The 20,365-nt window shown below is 62.1% G+C and carries 26 protein-coding genes; 16 read left to right on the forward strand and 10 right to left on the reverse strand.

Annotation, left to right across the window (positions count from 1 at the left end):
- Positions 1-174 precede the first annotated feature (174 nt).
- The 3 genes from AC1Q67_RS19550 to AC1Q67_RS19560 all read left to right on the forward strand — a co-directional run bounded on the left by AC1Q67_RS19550 (position 175) and on the right by AC1Q67_RS19560 (position 5,109).
- Complete coding sequence (locus tag AC1Q67_RS19550) at positions 175-3,357, forward strand: efflux RND transporter permease subunit (RefSeq protein WP_492236701.1); 3,183 nt, start codon at positions 175-177, stop codon at positions 3,355-3,357.
- Complete coding sequence (locus tag AC1Q67_RS19555) at positions 3,347-4,555, forward strand: efflux RND transporter periplasmic adaptor subunit (protein WP_024577448.1); 1,209 nt, start codon at positions 3,347-3,349, stop codon at positions 4,553-4,555. The genes AC1Q67_RS19550 and AC1Q67_RS19555 overlap by 11 nt, the downstream gene beginning before the upstream one ends.
- Before the next feature lie 110 nt (positions 4,556-4,665).
- Positions 4,666-5,109, forward strand: coding sequence for an MgtC/SapB family protein (locus tag AC1Q67_RS19560; protein WP_024577447.1), 444 nt, complete (start codon positions 4,666-4,668; stop codon positions 5,107-5,109).
- Positions 5,110-5,157: 48 nt separating this feature from the next.
- Here AC1Q67_RS19560 and AC1Q67_RS19565 read toward each other — a convergent pair whose 3' ends face one another.
- A complete protein-coding gene (locus tag AC1Q67_RS19565; RefSeq protein ID WP_492236700.1) occupies positions 5,158-5,472 on the reverse strand; it encodes a hypothetical protein in 315 nt (104 codons plus the stop codon).
- A gap of 177 nt (positions 5,473-5,649) precedes the next feature.
- Here AC1Q67_RS19565 and AC1Q67_RS19570 point away from each other — a divergent pair, with 177 nt between their 5' ends.
- Entirely contained in the window at positions 5,650-5,901 is a 252-nt protein-coding gene (locus AC1Q67_RS19570) for a hypothetical protein (protein WP_024577446.1), read from the forward strand.
- A gap of 7 nt (positions 5,902-5,908) precedes the next feature.
- On the opposite strand, the gene AC1Q67_RS19575 is transcribed toward AC1Q67_RS19570, so the two are convergent.
- The 3 genes from AC1Q67_RS19575 to AC1Q67_RS19585 form a co-directional block, all read right to left on the reverse strand.
- On the reverse strand, positions 5,909-6,466 hold the full coding sequence (locus AC1Q67_RS19575) for a cupin domain-containing protein (protein WP_492236699.1): 558 nt from the start codon (positions 6,464-6,466) through the stop codon (positions 5,909-5,911).
- Positions 6,467-6,661: 195 nt separating this feature from the next.
- Positions 6,662-7,855, reverse strand: coding sequence for an ABC transporter substrate-binding protein (locus AC1Q67_RS19580; RefSeq protein ID WP_492236698.1), 1,194 nt, complete (start codon positions 7,853-7,855; stop codon positions 6,662-6,664).
- Positions 7,856-8,102: 247 nt separating this feature from the next.
- Positions 8,103-8,348: a KTSC domain-containing protein gene (locus tag AC1Q67_RS19585; RefSeq protein WP_024577443.1), complete on the reverse strand. Its 246-nt coding sequence runs from the start codon at positions 8,346-8,348 to the stop codon at positions 8,103-8,105.
- Between the two features lie 105 nt (positions 8,349-8,453).
- Here AC1Q67_RS19585 and clpS point away from each other — a divergent pair, with 105 nt between their 5' ends.
- The 3 genes from clpS (at position 8,454) to AC1Q67_RS19600 (ending at position 10,843) form a co-directional block, all read left to right on the forward strand.
- The gene (gene clpS / locus AC1Q67_RS19590) at positions 8,454-8,765 is read left to right on the forward strand and encodes an ATP-dependent Clp protease adapter ClpS (protein ID WP_492236697.1); all 312 of its coding nucleotides are present in this window, start codon (positions 8,454-8,456) and stop codon (positions 8,763-8,765) included.
- Positions 8,766-8,870: 105 nt separating this feature from the next.
- Complete coding sequence (locus AC1Q67_RS19595) at positions 8,871-9,935, forward strand: carboxylesterase family protein (protein WP_492236696.1); 1,065 nt, start codon at positions 8,871-8,873, stop codon at positions 9,933-9,935.
- Between the two features lie 53 nt (positions 9,936-9,988).
- Positions 9,989-10,843: a tetratricopeptide repeat protein gene (locus AC1Q67_RS19600; RefSeq protein ID WP_492236695.1), complete on the forward strand. Its 855-nt coding sequence runs from the start codon at positions 9,989-9,991 to the stop codon at positions 10,841-10,843.
- A 16-nt stretch (positions 10,844-10,859) separates the two neighbouring features.
- Here the strand turns inward: AC1Q67_RS19600 and AC1Q67_RS19605 are convergent, their stop codons facing one another.
- A complete protein-coding gene (locus tag AC1Q67_RS19605) occupies positions 10,860-11,186 on the reverse strand; it encodes a hypothetical protein (protein WP_024577436.1) in 327 nt (108 codons plus the stop codon).
- 197 nt (positions 11,187-11,383) lie between these two features.
- Here AC1Q67_RS19605 and AC1Q67_RS19610 point away from each other — a divergent pair, with 197 nt between their 5' ends.
- The 3 genes from AC1Q67_RS19610 (at position 11,384) to AC1Q67_RS19620 (ending at position 13,084) form a co-directional block, all read left to right on the forward strand.
- Positions 11,384-11,692, forward strand: a complete 309-nt coding sequence (locus tag AC1Q67_RS19610; RefSeq protein ID WP_492236694.1) for an MliC family protein — start codon at positions 11,384-11,386, stop codon at positions 11,690-11,692.
- 357 nt (positions 11,693-12,049) lie between these two features.
- A complete protein-coding gene (locus AC1Q67_RS19615; RefSeq protein WP_492236693.1) occupies positions 12,050-12,640 on the forward strand; it encodes an NADPH-dependent FMN reductase in 591 nt (196 codons plus the stop codon).
- A 42-nt stretch (positions 12,641-12,682) separates the two neighbouring features.
- Positions 12,683-13,084 carry a hypothetical protein gene (locus tag AC1Q67_RS19620; protein WP_024577433.1) on the forward strand — a complete coding sequence of 134 codons (402 nt, stop codon included), beginning with the start codon at positions 12,683-12,685 and terminating at the stop codon, positions 13,082-13,084.
- A gap of 97 nt (positions 13,085-13,181) precedes the next feature.
- Here AC1Q67_RS19620 and AC1Q67_RS19625 read toward each other — a convergent pair whose 3' ends face one another.
- Entirely contained in the window at positions 13,182-14,600 is a 1,419-nt protein-coding gene (locus tag AC1Q67_RS19625; protein WP_492236692.1) for an MFS transporter, read from the reverse strand.
- A 114-nt stretch (positions 14,601-14,714) separates the two neighbouring features.
- Here AC1Q67_RS19625 and AC1Q67_RS19630 point away from each other — a divergent pair, with 114 nt between their 5' ends.
- The gene (locus tag AC1Q67_RS19630; protein WP_152527599.1) at positions 14,715-14,864 is read left to right on the forward strand and encodes a hypothetical protein; all 150 of its coding nucleotides are present in this window, start codon (positions 14,715-14,717) and stop codon (positions 14,862-14,864) included.
- A gap of 14 nt (positions 14,865-14,878) precedes the next feature.
- Here the strand turns inward: AC1Q67_RS19630 and AC1Q67_RS19635 are convergent, their stop codons facing one another.
- Together AC1Q67_RS19635 and AC1Q67_RS19640 are read right to left on the reverse strand one after the other, a co-directional pair.
- The gene (locus AC1Q67_RS19635) at positions 14,879-15,088 is read right to left on the reverse strand and encodes a hypothetical protein (RefSeq protein WP_492236691.1); all 210 of its coding nucleotides are present in this window, start codon (positions 15,086-15,088) and stop codon (positions 14,879-14,881) included.
- Positions 15,089-15,120: 32 nt separating this feature from the next.
- Positions 15,121-15,327 carry a hypothetical protein gene (locus tag AC1Q67_RS19640; RefSeq protein WP_492236690.1) on the reverse strand — a complete coding sequence of 69 codons (207 nt, stop codon included), beginning with the start codon at positions 15,325-15,327 and terminating at the stop codon, positions 15,121-15,123.
- Between the two features lie 236 nt (positions 15,328-15,563).
- Between AC1Q67_RS19640 and AC1Q67_RS19645 the strand changes: the two genes are divergently transcribed.
- On the forward strand, positions 15,564-16,223 hold the full coding sequence (locus AC1Q67_RS19645; RefSeq protein WP_492236689.1) for a VOC family protein: 660 nt from the start codon (positions 15,564-15,566) through the stop codon (positions 16,221-16,223).
- 141 nt (positions 16,224-16,364) lie between these two features.
- The gene (locus tag AC1Q67_RS19650; protein WP_492236688.1) at positions 16,365-17,219 is read left to right on the forward strand and encodes a 3-hydroxybutyryl-CoA dehydrogenase; all 855 of its coding nucleotides are present in this window, start codon (positions 16,365-16,367) and stop codon (positions 17,217-17,219) included.
- Between the two features lie 30 nt (positions 17,220-17,249).
- On the opposite strand, the gene AC1Q67_RS19655 is transcribed toward AC1Q67_RS19650, so the two are convergent.
- Positions 17,250-17,465 (reverse strand): hypothetical protein, encoded by a 216-nt coding sequence (locus AC1Q67_RS19655; protein WP_024577427.1) that lies wholly within the window; start codon positions 17,463-17,465, stop codon positions 17,250-17,252.
- 173 nt (positions 17,466-17,638) lie between these two features.
- Positions 17,639-18,550 (reverse strand): DUF4344 domain-containing metallopeptidase, encoded by a 912-nt coding sequence (locus AC1Q67_RS19660; RefSeq protein ID WP_492236687.1) that lies wholly within the window; start codon positions 18,548-18,550, stop codon positions 17,639-17,641.
- A 168-nt stretch (positions 18,551-18,718) separates the two neighbouring features.
- Between AC1Q67_RS19660 and AC1Q67_RS19665 the strand changes: the two genes are divergently transcribed.
- The 3 genes from AC1Q67_RS19665 (at position 18,719) to AC1Q67_RS19675 (ending at position 20,343) form a co-directional block, all read left to right on the forward strand.
- Complete coding sequence (locus tag AC1Q67_RS19665; protein WP_492236686.1) at positions 18,719-18,919, forward strand: hypothetical protein; 201 nt, start codon at positions 18,719-18,721, stop codon at positions 18,917-18,919.
- Positions 18,920-18,992: 73 nt separating this feature from the next.
- On the forward strand, positions 18,993-19,415 hold the full coding sequence (locus tag AC1Q67_RS19670; RefSeq protein ID WP_492236685.1) for a group III truncated hemoglobin: 423 nt from the start codon (positions 18,993-18,995) through the stop codon (positions 19,413-19,415).
- Positions 19,416-19,704: 289 nt separating this feature from the next.
- Complete coding sequence (locus AC1Q67_RS19675) at positions 19,705-20,343, forward strand: flavin reductase family protein (protein WP_492236684.1); 639 nt, start codon at positions 19,705-19,707, stop codon at positions 20,341-20,343.
- The last annotated feature ends 22 nt before the right edge of the window (positions 20,344-20,365 follow it).

The following is a 20,365-nucleotide window of genomic DNA, read 5'->3' on the forward strand; positions in this document are numbered from 1 at the left end:
GCTAAAACAGGCCCGGAAATGCCGCCGGAACCCGCCTGAACAAGCGACTGTGAGTTCAGCGGCGTTGCGTCGCAGCGGCAGATTCAGCTAGATCAGCCCCAGACTGAAAGCGTGAAGACAACTGGTCTTTCCCGCAGGCGCAACGTTGCGCCTGCCGACCGAGAAAAACATAAGATGAATGCGCTTGTCCGGATTGCCCTGAGCCGACCCTATACGTTCGTCGTGCTCGCGCTCCTGCTTCTGATTGTGGGGCCACTTGCGGCTCTGCGCACGCCGACCGACATCTTCCCGGAAATCCGCATCCCGGTGATCGGCGTGGTGTGGCAGTACACCGGCCTGCCGCCTGACCAGATGTCTGGCCGCATCGTGACGCCGTTCCAGCGCGCGCTGACCACGACCGTCAATGACATCGAACATATCGTCGCCAATTCCTACAACACCTACGGCGTCATCAAGATCTTCTTCCAGCCGAACGTCGATATCCGCACCGCCAACGCACAGGTCACCGCGATCGCGCAGACCATGCTCCGGCAATTGCCCGCCGGTTCGACGCCGCCGCTGATCCTGAACTACAGCGCGTCGACCGTGCCGATTATCCAGCTTGCGCTCGGCGGCGAGGGGCTGACCGAACAGAACATGTTCGATATCGCCACCAACCAGTTGCGAACGCCGCTGGTCACCGTGCCGGGGGCCGCGATCCCATGGCCGTTCGGCGGCAAGCAGCGTCAGATCCAGCTCGACATCAATCCCACGGCGATGCAGGCGCTCGGTCTGTCGGGACAGGACGTCGCCAACGCCCTTGCGGCGCAGAACCTGATCACACCGGTCGGCACCCAGAAGATCGGCAATTTCGAATACAACATCCAGCTCAACAACGCGCCGCGCAAGATCGAGGAACTCGGCAACCTGCCGATCAAGGTGGTCAACGGCGCGACGGTCTATATCCGCGACGTGGCGCAGGTGCGCGACGGCAACCCGCCGCAGACCAACATCGTTCACGTCGATGGCACCCGCTCCGTGCTGATGATGGTGCTGAAGGCGGGCGCGACATCGACGCTCGATATCATCTCGGGCATCAAGCAGAAGATTATCGATACCAAGGATCAGTTGCCGGAGCAGTTGCGGGTCAATCTGCTCGGCGACCAGTCGATCTTCGTGCGCGGCGCCATCGCCGGGGTCGCCTTCGAAGGCGTGCTGGCGGCGGCGCTCACCAGCATCATGATCCTGCTGTTCCTGGGAAGCTGGCGCTCGACGATCATCATTGCGATCTCTATTCCGCTGTCGGTGCTCGGGGCGATCATCTGTCTGGCGGCGATCGGCGAGACGCTCAACATCATGACGCTCGGCGGTCTGGCGCTGGCGGTCGGCATCCTGGTCGACGACGCAACGGTGACCATCGAGAACATCAACTGGCATCTGGAGCAGGGCAAGGAGGTCGAGGAATCGATCCTCGACGGCGCGCGGCAGATCGTGACGCCGGCCTTCGTGTCGCTGCTCTGTATCTGTATCGTGTTCGTGCCGATGTTCTTCCTCACCGGCGTCTCGCGCTTCCTGTTTGTGCCGATGGCGCTTTCGGTGATCTTCGCGATGATCTGGTCGTTCATCCTCTCGCGCACGCTGGTGCCGACGATGGCGAAGTACCTGCTGCACAAGCACATCCATCATGAGGAAGGCGAGAAGCCGCCGACCCGAAACCCGCTCGTTGCCTTCCAGCGTGGCTTCGAAGCCCGGTTCGAGACATTCAGGGCGGGCTATTACGGCCTGCTGCAGATGGCGCTGGCGCACCGCAAGGTGTTCGTCACGGGCTTCCTCGCCTTCGTCGGATTGTCATTTCTGCTTGTGCCGTTCCTTGGCCGCAACTTCTTCCCCGCGGTGGATACGGGCCAGATCCTGATCCACGTCCGCACCCAGATCGGGACCCGCGTCGAGGAAACGGCCAACAAGCTTGCTGACATCCAGAAGGTGATCCGGCAGGTGATCCCGTCCGACAAGATCGACACCATGGCCGACAACATCGGCATGCCGATCTCGGGCATCAACCTGACCTACAACAACACCGGCGTGATCGGTCCGCAGGACGGCGACATCCAGATCAAGCTCAAGGAAGACCACAAGCCGACCGAAGAGTATGTCCGAGAGTTGCGCGAAAAGCTGCCGCGCGAATTCCCGGGCGTTTCGTTCGCGTTCCTTCCCGCCGACATCGTCAGCCAGATTCTCAACTTTGGCTCTCCCGCACCGATCGACATCCAGGTACGCGGCGCGAACACGGCTGAGAACTTCAGGTACGCCAACGATCTGTTGCGCCGGATCAAGCTCATTCCGGGGGTCGCCGACGCCCGCATCCAGCAGTCGCCGAGCAGCCCGAGCTTTGAGGTCAACGTGGACCGCACCCGCGCGCAGTATGTCGGTCTCACCGCGCGCGACGTCACCAACAGCATGGTGGTCAACCTCGCCGGAAGCTCGCAGGTCGCGCCGACGTTCTTTCTCGATCCGAACAACGGCGTGTCCTATTCGATTGTAATGCAGACGCCGCAGTACCAGATCGACTCGCTGAACAAGCTGGAGGCCTTGCCGATTTCCTCCGCCGGCATAGCCACAGCGCCGATGCTGGGCGGCATCGCGGACATCAAGCGCTCCACATCGAGCGCCGTGGTGTCGCAGTACGACATCCAGACCATGGTGCAGATTTTCGCCACGCCGCAGGGCCGCGATCTCGGCGCGGTGGCCGCCGACATCAACAAGGCGATCGCGGAGACTGCAAAGGATCTTCCGCGCGGCAGCCGCGTGGTCCTGATGGGTCAGGTGGAAACCATGAACAGCGCGTTCGCGGGCCTGCTGTTCGGCCTGCTCGGCGCGATTGTGCTGATCTATCTCCTGATCGTGGTGAACTTCCAGTCCTGGTCCGATCCGTTCGTGATCGTCTCGGCGCTGCCTGCCGCGCTTGCAGGCATCGTCTGGATGTTGTTCGCAACCCACACCACGCTGTCGGTTCCGGCGCTGACAGGCGCCATCATGTGTATGGGCGTCGCGACCGCGAACTCGGTTCTGGTGATCGCGTTCGCCCGCGAACGCCTTGACGAACTCGGCGATCCGGTCGCCGCCGCGCTCGACGCCGGCTTCGTCCGGTTCCGGCCTGTGCTGATGACGGCGCTCGCCATGATCATCGGCATGACGCCGATGGCTCTCGGAATGGGTGAGGGCGGCGAGCAGAACGCGCCGCTCGGCCGCGCCGTGATCGGTGGCCTGATTTTCGCAACAACCGCCACATTGCTGTTCGTGCCGGTCGTGTTCAGTATGGTTCACAAGAAGCAGCCCGCGACATCCGCGACGGCGCCGGAGATGGTTCATGCAACCTGACAAGACCACACAAGTCTCACCGCGCAAGCTCAGGCTCTATGGCACCGTCGCCATAGGCGTGCTCGCAGCCGTGGTGGTTACCGGGATTATCACCCGCTCGAAGGGCGACGCCAATCTCAAGGAATGGACCGACGCGCAGGCAGTTCCGTCGGTCGCTGTTGCGCTGCCGGGCACCAAGCCGCTCAGCGCGACGCTCGATCTGCCGGGACGTCTGGAAGCCTATTCGCGTGCGCCGATCTACGCGCGTGTCAGCGGCTATCTCAAGAGTTGGGATGCCGACATCGGCGCGCAGGTTACGGCCGGACAGAAACTCGCCGAGATCGAAGCGCCGGACCTCGATCAGCAGTTGTTGCAGGCGCGCGCGGATCTGGCGAATTCGCAGGCCGCAGCGAAGCTGTCGGCTGCCACGCTTGCCCGCCGCAAGACGCTCCTGGCGTCGAACTTCGTTTCGCAGCAGGAAATCGATGAGCGTTCGGCCGACCTCGCCAGCAAGGAAGCGCAGGTCAACGCGATGAAGGCGAACGTGCAGCGGCTTGAAGCGCTCGCGAGCTACAAGAACGTCACCGCGCCGTTCGATGGCGTCGTCACCGAACGCAACACCGACGTGGGCGCGCTGATCAACGGTGGCACAGGTTCGGGCGCGGCGATGTTCGTGGTGTCCGACGTCAAGAAGCTGCGTCTGTATGTGAACGTGCCGCAGAGTTATCTGCCCGGCATCAGGATGGGCGCGAAGGCGACGGTAACGGTACCGGAATATGCGGGGCGCACATTCCCGGCGACCATCGAGGCTTCATCGCAGTCGGTCGACGTGTCATCCGGCACGACGCGGATGCAGCTTGCCATCGAGAACCCCAAGGGCGAATTGCGCCCCGGCGCTTTCGCCAACGTCAAGCTGGCGCTCGCGAGCGAAGCCCAGCCCCTGAGCATTCCGGCCAGCGCGCTGGTGTTCAACAACAGCGGCTTGCGTGTCGCGACCGTCACGGCTGGCGACAAGGTGCTGTTCAAGACCGTCACCATTGCACGCGACCTCGGCCGCGAGATCGAAATCGCCACCGGCCTTTCGCCGGATGACCGGATCATCGTGACGCCGCTCGACGGCATCGCGGATGGCGATCAGGTCCGCATCGCTGGCGGCAGCAAGGACAGTAAGGACGGCAAGCCCCGGACCAGTTCCAACGCCACCACCAAGACCGAGTAGCTCGCCTTCCTTTGGATGAGCCTGGTTCCAGGGACCGCTCTAGATTGCGTGAGCTTTTTGTCGCGGTTCACCTGTCCGGAAAACCTCTACGGTGAACCGTGGAGAATCTCATGCAATCACTTCTTGAAGCGGCAGGCGGTTTCCGGCTCGGCCCTCATCTTGTCGCGTTGACGATAGCCTACGTGCTGGCGTTGCCGATCGGCTGGAACCGGGAAAAGGAAGAGCGCAGCGCTGGCTTGCGTACTTTTCCGCTTGTCGCGCTGGCGACCTGCGGCATCGTGCAGGCCACCGAACACATTCTCGCAGGTCACCCCGAAGGCACGGCACGGATCATCGAGGGCCTGATGACCGGCATGGGCTTCATCGGCGGCGGCGCGATCCTCAAGACCGAGAATACCGTGCGGGGTACCGCGACGGCGGCAAGCCTGTGGGCTACGGGCGCGACCGGTGCGGCGGTCGGACTTGGCGCTTATGACGTCGCGGTGGTCATTTCCCTGTTCACCTTCCTGACGCTCTGGCTGCTCGTCCCCTTGAAGCAGGAAGCCAAGAAGTAAGTCCGCGCGGTGTGAGCACGCCGGACGACTTCGATTGGGGTGGTCGGACTATCGGCCGACCTTACCCGGGTAGCCGGGATTGGACGTGCTATCGCCGGGCAGACCGCTCGGGGATGCGCCAGTCCCGATCCTGCCGGGCGTCGATGTGTTCGGCACGCCGGGCTGATTGATGCCGGTACTGCTGCCGGTTGTAGCCGGCGGCGCGGGAGCCGCTGCGGGTGGTGGGGTTGCGGGAGAAACGCCAGGCGAACCGGCGGCCGAGCCGCCGGGCGACGAAGGCGGGGCGACCTGGGCAGATGCCGCAAGAGTCGATGCCGCAAGCGCAGCGGCGACCAGCGTTGTCAGAAGCAATTTACGTCGCATTAGAACCTCCGTTGCTACAGGAGGCCCAACACATCGCGCGGTGCACCGTTCCGGATCAGCCGCGCGATGCCTTCATGAGTGCCATGCCGTGAAAATAATCATCGTGCCGCTGTTCGTGTCTTGGAACATTCACCAAAAAAGCGCATTGTGAGTTCCGTCGGCTTTTGGATCAGCGTCATGCGTACCGTCGTCGCTCTCGCACTTCTTTGCACAGTGTCCGCGCCTTGCCTGGCGCAGGAAATGTCACCCAATTTTCTGAAAAAAGAACCTTATTTTCTCTCGCCATGGTCCGTCGTCTATGTCGACAACGGCAGCTGTGGCGTGGGGAAGGTGCTGAAGGTGACGGGCGCTCTTGGTGCGCTCCGCCGCAAGAAAGCCTGTGTCCCGATGGGACGCGAGCAGGCATCGCGGGCTATCGCTATCCCTTGATAGCCGCCTAAGCGCTGCGCTTTTTCCATAGCTCGACCAGCGGCCCATGCGATCCGTAGACCGGATCGCTGTCCGGCAACGCAACCTCCGGAATGCTCTGGATCGCGAGACGATAGTTTTCCGGGGTCGGACGCCAGATCTGCATCTGCGGGCCGGGCGGGTAGGCGCCTACCACAACGAAATCGTCGCTGGCCGACAGACGCTGATGCCCTGTGCCTGCCGGCAGGATCGCCACGTCGCCTTTTCTGATCTCGAAGTCCTCGCCGTGGTCGCCGCCGAAACGCACCAGCGCACGGCCACGTGCGACGCCCAGCACTTCGTGCACAGTCGCGTGATAGTGGAGGTAGTCGAAAATGCCGTTGCGCCAGGTCTGGCCCCAGCCGTTGGCGATGAAGGTATCCTCGACCACCTGCTCCGGATTGTCGTGATCGACGGCCAGCGCGCCCTTGTAAAGCAGGAACGGCAGCGAATTGTTCGGGACCAGTCCATCGTCCGGGAAGACGAAGGACACCGGATTGATCTTGAACGATGGCGTCGATGGGTCCGAGTCATACGTCGCAGTCATGGGTCCGAATCCATGGTTCTGTCATCAGATGGGGGATTTTGCCGGCGGCGAATGCCCGCGTGGCCGCCTCAGATACAACGCGGCCACGGCGGCTATGTTCCCGCCGACTTGCAGGTCACCCGCGACCAAAAGCAGAGGGCGCCGCGAGTGATCGCGACGCCCTGATCATGACAGAAGCCTGATGCGAACGCGGCGTCAGTCAGCCTTCACGACGTCGCCGAGCTGATCCCAGCTCTTGCCGTTCCAGCGCTGCATCTGCATCTGCGTATAGGCCTGATTCACCTCGGGTGTCGTGTTGATCTTGATGCCGGGCAGAACCGTCGGCAGCGCAAAGTCCTTGAAGTTCTTGGTCTGCTTCACGATGTTTTCGCGCGACAGATCGTTGCCTGCTTGCTTGATAAGCTGCTCCAGGATCATGCCCTGCTGATATCCGAACAGGTAGTTCTGGTCGGACAGATCGGCGCCAGGGAGATACTTCTGCGCGAAGGCCGTGAAATCCTTCACGCCCTGATCGTCCTTCCACTTCGGATCGGTCGCATCCTTCTGGAAGCCTGCGGTCAGAACGCCGGTGACCTTGTCCAGACCGACCGGCACGAAGGTATTGCCGATCGAGGCCGCGACGAAATTGACGAGCGTCAGCGGCTTCCATCCCATCTCGTTCATCTTGCGCAGCGCCTGCGCTGCGAACTTCGGAGTGCCCGCGATCAGAAGCGCGTCGGGAGCGGCTGCCTTCAGGTTGACGACCTGCGAGTCGACCGTCGGATCGGCGACTTCATAGGCAAGAGCGACCACCTTCGAGGCGAATTCGTCCTTGTAGATCGGCTTGAACGCGTTGACGAAGTCCTTTCCGAGGTCATCGTTCTGGTAAAGGATTCCGACCTTTGCATTCGGAAGCTGCGCCTTGAAGTATTTTGCGTAGACCTTGCCCTCGGTGTCGTAGCTCGGAAGCGAGGTCGTGGTCAGCGGATATTCCTTGGAGTCCGTGAACTTGGTCGCGCCTGTTGTGATGAAAGCGTCCGGGATCTTCTTTCCGGTGAGGTACTTGATCGTCGCAGAATTCGATGGCGTGCCGAGCTGACCGAACATGAACGAGACTTCGTCGCTCTCAATCAGCTTGCGGGTGTGTTCGACAGCCTTCGGCGGGCTGTAGGCATCGTCATAGGTAATGAGGTTGATCTTGCGGCCGTTGATGCCGCCACGATCATTCACCTGATTGACGTAGGCGATCAGGCCCTTGCCGGCGTTGCCGAGGGAGGAGGCCGGTCCGCTGAACGGGAAGGTGGCTCCGACCTTGATCTCGGTGGCGGTGACGCCCGGAGCGTCCGCCGCGACGGCAGCCGTGGTCAGCGTGAGCGATGCGGCCAGCGCGGCGAATAATATCCTCGACATAGTGATTTTCTCTCCCGTAAGCCGCCCGTCCATTCGATGCGGATCATTAGTTCAATTTTAGAACTTGAAACTAGCTTCGGCTAAAAGGCGGTGCAAGCGGAAAGAATCCACTGAGAAATGAGTTTTGTGCGACATAAAGGCCGCCGATTGCCGCGATGCAGCTCTTTCAGTATCAATTTTAGACTAAGAGACTGGCTCGGGAGGCGAAAGCACGGCATCGTCGAAGCGAAAGGACACGGCAGACCGGTCAGTCAAGGTCTGTTGAACCAGCTTGAGGCCGTCCGCCGTCGCGATGTTCGGTGAATTCGTAGCGGTCTCGGATCAAGGTGTTGAAGAAGTCACCTTTCGAGGGTGCCCGGCAGAACTGAAAGTAGACCTCGCCGGGAACGCCGAAATAGCTGTAGGACCGTCCGCTCGTGAAAGTGACGTGAAGCTCGCGCGCCGGCGCGTTATAATCGATGCGCGAAATCACGCTTGATGCGACCTGCGGCATGCGGCTCTCGAAGTTCCCGACCCCGCGAATATGGGGGCGCGGACGATCGATACCAGTCAAATGCCTGCCTATGTGTCCGAGACAGATCGGTCCGAGAGACGCCTGATGAGCCCAGCCACGGTCAAACCGAAAACCACCACCAAAACCAGGATCAAGCTGGAGCGGCCGCCGCTCTACAAGGTGATCCTGCTCAATGACGACTACACGCCGCGCGAATTCGTCGTCACGGTGCTCAAGGCGGTGTTTCGTATGGGCGCGGAGACGGCAAGCCGGGTGATGCTGACGGCGCATCAGAAAGGCGCCTGCGTCATCGCGGTCTATACGCGCGATGTCGCCGAGACCAAGGCCAAGGAAGCGACCGAGCTCGGGAAGGCCAAGGGCTATCCACTGTTCTTCACGACGGAGAAGGAAGAATAGGCGGGGCCGCTTTTCATCCGGTCAGCCTGCTGAAATCGTAAATCATGGCTGCCAGTCCAGGGCCTCGCCTTGCCTGCGCGCCGCTCCGGACGGTAGCGTGCGGCGATGACATCCGACCCTGCAACGATCCTGCCGCCATTGTTCGCGTGCCTCGAGACGCTCGGCGTTATCGCGCGTCACCTCGATCCCCAGGCCTTCGGTGAAGTGATGGAGGCGGTCGGCACGCCGGATGCGGCGTTGCGTGCGGCCTATTCGGACTTCAAGCCGTCCGATACATCGGACGACGTCGGCAAGCGGCTTGTCGCCGCAAGCGATGAAGCCCTGTCGGCGTTCGCAGAATTGCGTGCGGCGCTGGACGGCGGCGACATCCGCTCCGTATTCAAGGCCCTGCGCCATCTGCCGCGTGCGCAGGAGGCGCTTTATCCGCTCGCCTCGATGATTCCGGCGGTGAACGGCTTCTTTCTCGATTCATCCCTGCGCTCCGACGCCGACGTCCTTGCGCGCAGTATGCAGCCGCCGCGCGAGGGCGTGACCGGCGTGATGCACTTCAACAATGAGCCACGCACGCGCGGCGGCTTCTCGCTCTACGTGCCTGAAACCTACACGACTGATCGCGCGTGGCCGCTTGTGGTCGCGCTGCACGGCGGCAGCGGGCATGGCCGTGGCTTTCTCTGGAGCTGGCTGCGCGACGCGCGCAGCTTCGGTGCGATCCTTGTCGCGCCGACATCGGCAGGCAATTCGCTGGGCAGCACGTGGGCGCTGATGGGCGACGACAACGATACGCCGAACCTCGCGCGCATCGTGGAGCAGGTCAGCGCGCAATGGAATATCGATCCCGACCGGCGGCTGCTGACAGGCATGAGCGACGGCGGCACGTTCTGCTATGTCAGCGCGCTCGACAGCGGCTCGCCCTTCACGCATCTCGCGCCGGTGTCCGCGACATTCCATCCGATGCTGATTTCGATGGCCGACGCGCAGCGCATGCAGGGGCTGCCGATCTATCTGGTACATGGCGCGCTGGACTGGATGTTTCCGGTCGAAGTGGCGCGGCAGGCGCAGCGTGCGCTGAGCGCGGCGGGCGCGAACGTGACCTATCGCGAGATTGACGATCTCGCCCACACCTATCCGCGCGAGATCAACGCGCCGATATTGGACTGGCTGAAGGCATAGCGGTGCGGGCCGTTGTCGGGGTATAACAGATCATCAAGTGATCCGGGTTCCCGATGAAGCAGACCGCAGTTTCCATTGCACATATTTTCAGCATCGCCGCGCTCACGCTGATCGCCGCCGCCAATCACGCGCCGGCGCACGCGCAGTCGGCCGATCTGGTGCTGTGCGATCGGCTGGCCGCCGATCCCGCCGATCCGGACAAGCCTGCGGATGTGAAAGGCGTTGCCAGCGTCGCGGCGGCCGATGTCGCGACCGCAATCAAATTCTGCAAACAGGCGTCCGGATCGCGGCGCGCGATGTATCAGCTCGGGCGGGCCTATGCGGCGAACCGCCAGGGCGCGGAGGCCATCGGCGCGTGGCGCAAGGCCGCTGACAAGGGCAGCACGTCGGCGATGGTCGAACTCGGCGTCGCCTATGCGACGGGCGCAGGTATCGCGAAGGACGAAGCCGCCGCAGCAAAGCTGTTCGAGCGCGCGGCGCAGGGCGGCAATCCGCGCGGCGTCAGCAATCTCGCCGCGCTGTCGGGCAAGGGCGGTGCCGCGCCAGCGCCCGCCGACGCTGCACGATCGCGCAGTCTTCTGACAAAGGCGGCGGAGACCAACGCGGAAGCGCAGTTTCAACTGGGACTGATGTTGCAGGATGGCGTCGGCGGTCCGAAGGACGACGCCGGTGCGCGCAACCTGTTCGAGAAGGCGGCGGCGCAGGATCACCCCGGCGCGCTCGAGCGGATGGGCGCGTTCGCGAAGGAAGGCCGCGGCGGTCCGCAGGATTCCAGCGCAGCGAAAACCTACTACGAGAAATCCGCAGCGCTCGGCAACGAGGACGCCAAGGCGGCGCTCAAGCGTGCGGAATGTCCGTATGTGCTCAAGGACAAGTCGGGGAAGGTGGTCACCAACCTGTGCTTCTGACGGCGACGGAGTTGCGTCAGCGTTCGCCCGCTCTTTGTTCTCGCGCGATGTGTGAGCTGATCGCAGTTTCGGTTGCGCGAGGACGTGGCGTGCGCTCGGCAGGCTCGGGATTGAATCGGAAGATCTCCAGGCTGCGCAGATGCGTCGACGCCCGCGAGACGAACACCGGGGTGTCGCCCGCGATCGCCCGGATGGTCTCCGCGCCGCAGCCCGAACACGCATAGGTGAACTCGAGCTTGGTCATCGCCCAGCGCACGTCCATCACCTCCATGAGGTGGCGCCTGCAGTCCGGGCACACGATCACGGCCGGTTTCGCATCCCGGAGCGGCACGTTTTCGAGCATCTGAACTCTCCTTCCTGACCGAAGGACGGCGGACATACGCGTCTGACGGCCCCTGCGAAATCGCAAGCACCGGCGACGGCCGCAGTTTACCGCCATGCAGGGGGTAACTCCCGGGAACTGTTGCGATATGCACAGGAAAGGTGGGTCTGCTAGAGTGGTTCGGTCGGCATTGTCCACAGGGAGCGGGGATGCGAACCATGAAACTGCTTGTCGTGTGTCTTGCTGCGGCGCTTGCCGTTCTGGTCGATGCGGAGTCGTCTCCCTTGGCCGCACAGACCTTCCAGAGCTTCACCTGCGCGGATGGCGCGAGCTTCACGGCAGCCTTCCTGAAATACGATCCGAAGCAGGTCCATCTGCAACTCGATGGCAAGGCCGTCGCATTGAGGAAGCGGTTTACGCTGACGGGTGCGCGCTACACCGGGCGCGGCATCACGCTGACGATGAACAAGTCCGGCACCATTCTGCGGCATGGCAAGCGCGGGCCGACCGCATGTACCAAGCAGTGATGATGACACGCAGCGCTTAAAATGCAGCCACGACAAACTCTGGCCTCATTATCTCGCCACGCTTCCAGTACGCCGCAGGGTGGGGACTCGTCGGCGCAATGCGGGGTACTTGCGTAAAAATCTGAATCAACAAGGCCTTGACGGGCCATCGATGACTCATGGGTTCAACGGCCTGGGGAGGCGACATGAAATCAGCGAGGGAAGCCGCTGCGCGCAGCCTTGCGCATCTGGGAATTATCGCGGCCTTCGCGGTCATCGCCGTTGTGGTTTTCTTGCGCTGAAGCATCTCGAAAACTTCCGGTTGCGTCATGTATCGTCCGGGTTACGGTGATCCTGACGCAACAGGAGCCGTGACCCATGACCGACCGCATTCTCGTTCTCTACGGGTCTTACCGTTCCGACCGGATGGGTATTCGCCTTGCGGATTTCATCGTGAAGGGCTTGCGTGAGCGCGGCGCGGACGTCGAACTGATCGACGCAAAGGCCGTCGGCCTGCCGATGCTGGACCGGATGCGCAAGGAATATCCGAAGGGCGAAGCACCTGCGGCGATGGAAGAGCTGGCGCAGAAGATCATCGCGGCTGATGGTTTCGTGTTTGTCACCGGCGAATACAATTGGGGACTTCAGCCGGGCCTGAAGAATCTCACGGATCACTTTCTGGAAGAATGGTTCTGGCGGCCGGCGGCCATCGCCAGTTATTCGGCCGGACGGTTCTCCGGCGCGCGTGCGGCGCTGGCCTGGCACGGAACTCTGTCGGAGATGGGCATGGTGGTGACATCGAGCACCATCGCGGTCGGACCGATCGGGCAATCGCTGTCTGAGACAGGAGAGCCGACCGGGCCGGGCGGCGAGGCGCTCGCAAGATCGTTTCCGCGTTTCGCCGATGACCTGATGTGGTGGGTCGAGGCCGCCAAGACCCAGCGTGCGAAGAAAGCGCCGCCGTATTAGGGCGCGGACGCGGAATCTAACCCGTCGAAGGAGTCATCCGCCATGCATATCATTCGAAAACTTCGTGAGTCAGGCGACGCCACCGTGGCTGACTACGAAAATATTCTCGCCGCGAATGTTGTTTTTCACAGCCCGGTGTTGATACGGACCATTGAAGGTCGTGAGGTTCTTGCAAAGATCTTCGCGACCTCGACCACGCTACGAGAAGGTGCCTATACAGGTGAGTGGAAGTTGGACGACCGAAGAACCTTACTGAGATGGAAGGGAAAAATTCAGGGTCACGAGCTGGAAAGTTTCGATCTTATCGAAGAAAACGACGAAGGACTCATCGTTGATCGCACCATAGCTTTTCGTCCGATGCCCGCAGCGAAACTTTTCCGGGATGCCATGCGAACCGCTATGGGAGGCTCTATTCCAGACGATTTCTGGGAATATACAAACTAGAGTTTCAGTGGACCGGCGATGTTGTTCGCTGCGATGTTGGTCGTTTTCGGAGTGAAGCCGACATTTCGCGAGCCATGCTGACAGAACGAGTCCTGGTCTAAGGCTTGGGATCGCGCGCGATCAGCATAAACGCCGAGAGTGATGCGCCGATACAAAGCATCGCGGCGCAAACGCACGCGATCACGAACGCGGTGGGGAGGGAGGATCCCATCGTAGCCAGTACTCCGCCGATCAGCGCGGTTGTGACAAGGCCACCGGTGCGTGCGACCGCGCTGTTCAGCCCGGACGCCGCGCCGACATGATGCTCGTCCACCGACATCAGGACCGCAGTCGTCAACGGTGCGACGGCGCCTGCCATGCCGAGCGCGATGACAATCATCGCCGGCAGCACATCGCGCCAGTAGCTCTGTGCCGCGCCGATCCGCATCGCGAGCAGAAAGCCCAACGCGACGACAAGAGGCCCGATGATCAACGGCCACCGCGGACCGGTTTTGGCCGCGAATGCGCCCGCGAGCGGGGAGGCCACGGCGATCACCAGCGGCAACGGCAGCAGTGCCGCACCGGCCTGCGTTGCGGAGTAGCCGCCGGCCGTGATGAGCACGAACGGCACCAGCACGAACAGGCCGCCGAGCGCGCCGTAGAGCAGGAACGTCAGCAACGTGAGGCCGACGAAGCTCGGCGAGCCGAACAGCACCAGCGGCATCATTGCCCTGTCGCCGCGGCGATGCTCCGCCCACACGAACGCGATCAGGAATGCGCCCCCCGCCGCCATCAGCGCCGCGGCAAATGCCGACCAGCCGTGCGCGGAGCCTTCGGTCAGGGCCCAGGTGGTCAGCCCGAGCCCGAGGGTGGCGAGCAGAGCGCCCGTGCTGTCGAGCGGATTCGTTGACTCTTCGCGGTCGGCGGGCACGGCGATGGAGGCGAGCCAGATGGCGGCGACCGCCAGCGGCAGGTTGACCAGAAATGCGAACCGCCAGCTTCCGATATCGATCAGCCAGCCGCCGAGCACGGGACCGATCGCCCCGGCCGCGGCACCCGTCGCGGCCCAGATGCCGATGGCGCGGCCTTTGGCTTCGCCGGAGAATGTCTGTCCCAATATTGCGAGACTGTTCGGCATCAGCATTGCCGCACTCGCGCCCTGGATGAAGCGTGCGGCGAGCAGCCATCCCAGAGTCGGGGCCAATGCACATGCCAGCGACGCAATGGCGAACAGCGCGACGCCTGTAATCAAGAGCCGCCTGCGGCCATACCGATCTCCCGCCGCTCCGCCGAGCAGCAGCAGTGCGCTGAGCGGCAGGAGATAGGCGTTGATCACCCACTGCAACTGGCTGGCGTCGGCGTGGAAGTCTGCGCCGATTGCAGGCAATCCGACATTGACCACCGAGCCATCAATGAAGGCGAGGCTCGACGCCAGGATAGTGGTTGCGATCACAAGGCCGGGGCGGACTGCAGTGCTGCCGCAAGGCTGGATCTGCGCGGTGGCGATGTCACACGAAGAATGGAGAGCGTTGGTCATGCGTCGCTTGTACGGGAAACCCTGTCACGGGGTAAGCTGCGGCGCGGAACGTATGGAACGCCAGCGCGCGTCACGCATTAGCGACCATTGCCGCACTCACGAGAGGTGTGTCCGATGATCCGCAAACTGAAATCGGGCGAATACAGGCTCTATTCACGAAAGGCCGATCCGAAGACCGGCAAGCGGCGCAACCTTGGCACATTCAGGTCGCGGGCCGCCGCGGAAAAGCACGAGCGGGAGGTGCAATATTTCAAGCGGCATTGATCTGCCGCGCTGTGTCATTTCACGGCAGTGCCGTCCTCGGATGTTTGCTCGATGGAGCGAGGCCCCGTCAGCCACAAGGGCACGTAAGGCTTCCGTTTCGGGGCCGCCTTGTCGATGATGACAGTCATCATGGTCAGCTGCGTGTGGATCAGGACCGGGTCGTCGGTTTCAGATGCAGCCTTGATCAGCGTGCGCAGATGCTTGAATGCCTGAGTGGACTCCATCGGGGCCTCCCCTGTGTGCTCGATACGGGTAACTAACTCCAAGGGCTTTCAACGGTCTTCGGCATGGAGCGGCTTCGCTGGCTGATCCGCTCCAGCGCACGAACGACATGATCATCATCAAGTACGGATCGCAGACCGTTGATCGTGGCCTCGCGATCCTGCGGGCTGGATCCAATGGTGCGGCCAAGGATGCGACGCGCCTCCTGAACAGCCGCAATGACGGTTTCCTGATCGTCCATTGTGGAACTCCGCTGTCCCCAACGCAGGCGGGATAACCAGAGATAAACCGGCACGCCGGCGGTTTGGTTCCCGGCGGCTCGGTGTCTGTGGTTGATTTTTCGGGGCCATGCAGGGCGGGGCCGCGGAAGAGGGTTCATGAGCGGCTGCCCGCCATGTAGGCTCGATGCTTCTTACGGATATTCCTGCATTCAGGTGTATCGCCGGTCGCAAGGCACCCAAACCCAAGGAGCCGGACATGAACACTTCCCAGACGCGCAGCAGCGATATGAAGCTGGAGGTTGTCGTCATTCCCGTGGCGGACGTCGATCGCGCCAAAAGCTTTTACGGCGGATTGGGATGGAGGCTGGACGCAGACTTCGCCGCTGGTGACGACTGGCGCGTGATCCAGTTCACGCCGCCGGGCTCGGAGTGCTCGGTCATCTTCGGAAAGAATGTCACTGCGGCGGCTCCCGGTTCCGCGCAGGGGTTGTATCTGATCGTCTCCGACATCGATGCTGCTCGCAACGACCTGCTTGACCGGGGCGTCAAGGTCAGTGAGGTGTTTCACGGCGTCGGCGCGCGGCACACCGGCACGGATGAGCCTTTCCTGTCGGGGCGGCACCGGGTCAGCGGCCCGGCCCCAAATCGCAGCAGCTATGGCTCATATGCCTCGTTCAACGATCCGGACGGCAACGGCTGGCTGTTTCAGGAAATCACCACGCGGCTGCCCGGCCGTGTGGAGGCGGGGGACACGGTCTTCAAATCACCAACTGAACTGGCGGCAGCACTGACCCGCGCGGCGATAGCGCATGGAGAACACGAGAAGCGCACCGGCGGCCAGCATGATGCCAACTGGCCGGAGTGGTACGCCGCATTCATGGTGGCCGAGCAGGCGGGGACGCCATTGCCGACGTAATCACAGGAAGCGCGGGCGTTCCTGCGGGATGTTAGCTGTAGCGCCGCCGGGCGGGGCAGAGTAGATACCCGGCCCATGGACGGCGCAGACGGTTCCTGAGAGTCTGCGCCCTTGAATTGAAGCATTGAAAGGACGCGAGATATGATTGAAACGGTTGGCATTATCGGCGCCGGCACCATGGGCAATGGCATCGCGCAGATCTGTGCGGCGGCGGGCCTTCAGGTCGTGATGGTGGACATTTCCGACGCGGCCGTATCGCGCGGCGTCGCGACCATCGGGGGCAGCCTCGACCGTCTCGTCAAGAAGGAGAAGATGACTGCGGCCGACCGCGACGCCGTGCTCAAGCGGGTCAACGGCACCACCGACAAGTCCAGGCTGTCGTCCTGCGATCTGGTGATCGAAGCCGCGACCGAAAACGAAGACCTCAAGATCAAGATCCTGAAGGACCTCTGCGCCAACCTGCAGCCGCGTGCACTGGTCGCGACCAACACTTCGTCGATTTCGGTGACGCGTCTGGCGGCAGCGACCGATCGCCCGGATCGCTTCATCGGCATGCACTTCTTCAATCCGGTGCCGGTGATGCAGTTGCTCGAATTGATCCGCGGCCTCCAGACCTCCGATGACACCCACGCCAAGGCACTCGCGTTCGCGCAGCGCGTCGGCAAGGTGGCGGTCACCGCGAAGAACAGCCCCGGCTTTGCGGTCAACCGCATCCTGTGCCCGATGATCAACGAGGCGATCTTCGCGCTGTCGGAAGGCATCGCGTCTGCGGAAGAGATCGACGCCGGCATGAAACTCGGCTGCAACCATCCGATCGGACCGTTGGCGCTGGCCGACATGATCGGCCTCGACACCATGCTGTCGGTGATGGAGGTGTTCTACAACGGATTCAACGATCCGAAGTATCGGCCCGCGCCGCTGCTGAAGGAGATGGTCGACGCCGGTCATCTTGGCCGCAAGACCGGCCAAGGCTTCTACAACTACGCAAAGGCCTGAGTCAGGGCGGGCCAAACCCACCGCGTCATCTTAAGGACGCATGAAGGCGAAGTCGGTGTCCGGATCGCAGTTGTCGGCAAGAAAGCGCAACTCCGACTGGACATCGGCCACGCCGCGCGTTTCCAGATATTTCGAGACGACCAGCCCCAGCAGCGCACGGCACACCCCGTCACTGTCCTGTCCTGACGCTGCGGCTTCGGCAATGGCTGCCGCGAAGTGACGGTTTGCGATTTCAGATGCGGACATCGTTGGCTCCTTGGTGCTCACCGGCTTTTGCACGGCAAACCATACGCGTCCCTTGATCCTGATCAAATGCTGAAGTGCCGCAAGGCTGTTTCAAACAGCGGAGGCGGAAAATCTGTCCCGGAAAATTTTTCTCTCTCGCGCGCGAGTGGCGGCGCGGTCGTCCGGTCGCTGTCTTATGGTCGTGCGAGACGGGCGCGCCGCTCGGTGACGGTTCGCGCCCAGACCTCGTGGAAATTTGCGGCACGCCGCTTGTCGATATGCGGACCGATCAGCTTGGTCATGGCGAAGGTGAGGTCCTCGTATTCATAGGGACAAAGCTCGGCACGCTTCTTTGGCAGGAACTCCAGTTCGACCACATCGGCAAACAGCTTGCTGTCAGCGCCGTAAGCAATGCATAGGACGTTATAGGCGCGCTGCGCGGGCAGAGAGTGTTCGTTCGAGAATGCATCCACCTCCATGGTGACCCGCACGCCTTGCGGCATCTGGATATTGTACCCGTAGGCCGCGCCGAGGATCAGCTTGCGCGCCTCCTCCTTGCCGAGCCGGAGCATGACATAGGCGGCGAATTGATCGGCGGCGTCTTCCTGACGGCCAAGGATGGGGATCTGCAGCATGTCATAGACGGCATGGCCGGTCTCATGCAGGAAGACATCGAGAACCGGGCCGAGAATGGTATCGGCGCGGGTAATTCCCATGGGAAGCTCCTGCTTCGATGCGTGCTTCAGAAACTCCGCCAGCAATTCGTAACAGACCTTGACCACCTCGTTGCTGTACCAGGCGTTCGGGACGCCGTCGCAGCCCGCGACCGTGAGTTTCAGCGGATAGGGCAGGCGGAGCGGACTGAGCAACTCCTGCAAGTTCTCGAGGGCGCGGCCCTGCTTCATCTGGTCGTAAATGGCCTGATGCGCGGGGTCTTTCGGTGGCACATATTCGTATTGAATCTGATTGGATTTGCTGCGTGCGGATGCGGGCGCACCGGCGGCGAACAGTGTCACGATTACAGCGGCGGCCATTGCGGCACACAGCGCGAGCGTTCGGCACCACGAGCGGTTCGGTCTCGGTGTGCTCTCCACGGGATCGGGCATGAATAGTCTCACGCGGCAGGAAATGGTGGATCAGTCTCCGCCGGGAGCAAATGCCGGTCAAACGGAAAGTACGGTTGGTAGATGTATCGGCTGTCTGTTTGGATAGTTCGCGCGGGGCCGATCTGGTATAGTCTTGATCCGGTTCTCAGGTTTGATGCGGAGGTCGACATGTCGCTCGTCCGAATGCTGGTTGCTTCTGTTATCGTGATGATTTTCGCGTCCGTGCCGGACACCGCCCGCGCCGCTGACGCGTGGGGCTGCAACTACGACAAGTGCGTCGCCTATTGCACCAAGATCAGCGGGAAGCACTGCACGACCTATTGCGAACGGCGGCTTCAGGACAAGCGGCGCGACAAGATCTGCAAGTAGCGCAGCCCTTCCGTAACGGCAGGTGTGCGTTGCGCCGGTTGCCTCCGGTCGTGGAGCGGCTTACATCGGGCATATGACTTTACCCGCCAATCCGGCCATTCACGCCTTCCATCCTGAGCTGACCGAAGAGAACATCGCGAAGCTTGTCGCGACGTTCTACGGCCGCGCGCGCGAGGACGATCTCATCGGCCCGATCTTCAATGCGGCGGTAAAGGACTGGGATCATCACATCGCGCAGATCAGCGATTTCTGGTCGTCGATGGTGCTGCGGACCGGCCGCTATAACGGCCGCCCCATGCGTCCGCATCTCGTGTTGCCGCTCAGGGGTGAACACTTCGATCGCTGGCTAAGGCTGTTCGAGCAGACCGCGCGCGAGATTTTCGAGAGCGATTTGGCCGAGACCTTCATCGTCCGCGCCCGCCGTATCGCCGACAGCTTCGAGATGGGCATCGCCACGACACGCGGCGAGATCGCCCGGCCGCGGCATAGTGTGTAAGGGACAGCTTTCCAGCCGGCTTCCGCGAAGAAAGACACGTCATCCCGTCATGCGCTCGATGCGACGTGCGGGGAGAGCTTGACACGTTCCAAAAAAGAACTGTAGCGTTCAAACTATAATAAACCTCTCTCGGAGCCGGCTTACGGCTCTTGTGAATGGGATCATAAGGGCTACGGAGGAAACGATATGAACGCTCGCCCAGCCATGCTGGTTGCGATGTCCCGTGCGGCCGCCTGCGGTCCGCTGTCATTCAATGAATGATCCGGGGGCAATCGTGGATAGCGATCACATGCATTATTACGAGCCCTCGCAGGGGCACGGGCTGCGGCACAATCCGTTCAACGCGATCATTGCGCCGCGCCCGATCGGCTGGATCTCGTCCCTGAGCGGTCAGGGACAACTCAACCTGGCGCCCTACAGCTTTTTCAATGCGTTCAATTACGATCCGCCGATCCTCGGCTTTGCATCGATCTCCTGGAAGGACAGCGTCAAAAATGTCTCGGACACGGGCGAGTTCGTCTGGAATCTGGTGACGAAAGAACTGGGCGATCAGATGAACAAGACGTCTGCGCCGGTCCCGCATGGCGTCAGCGAGTTTGATGTCGCCGGATTGACCACGGCGCCCAGCCGTCACGTCAAGGTGCCGCGCGTGCTGGAAAGCCGTGCCGCGATGGAATGCAAGGTGACCGAGATCGTCAAATTCAAGAACTGGAAGGGCGAAGCGGTCGAAGGGTGGCTCGTTCTCGGCGAGGTGGTCGCGGTCTACATCGACAAGGCGCTCATCAAGGACGGCGTTTATCAAACGGCACTTGCGAACCCGATCCTGCGCGCAGGGCGGGGTGGCGATTATGTGGAAGTAACGCAGGATCGCATGTTTGAGATGGAGCGGCCGCCGGGAAGCAGCAATCCGGCATTCCACGGCTCCTGATCAGCTTCCGCGCTGGATGTCA

This window comes from Afipia sp. GW823-FHT06G09 (assembly GCF_058794875.1).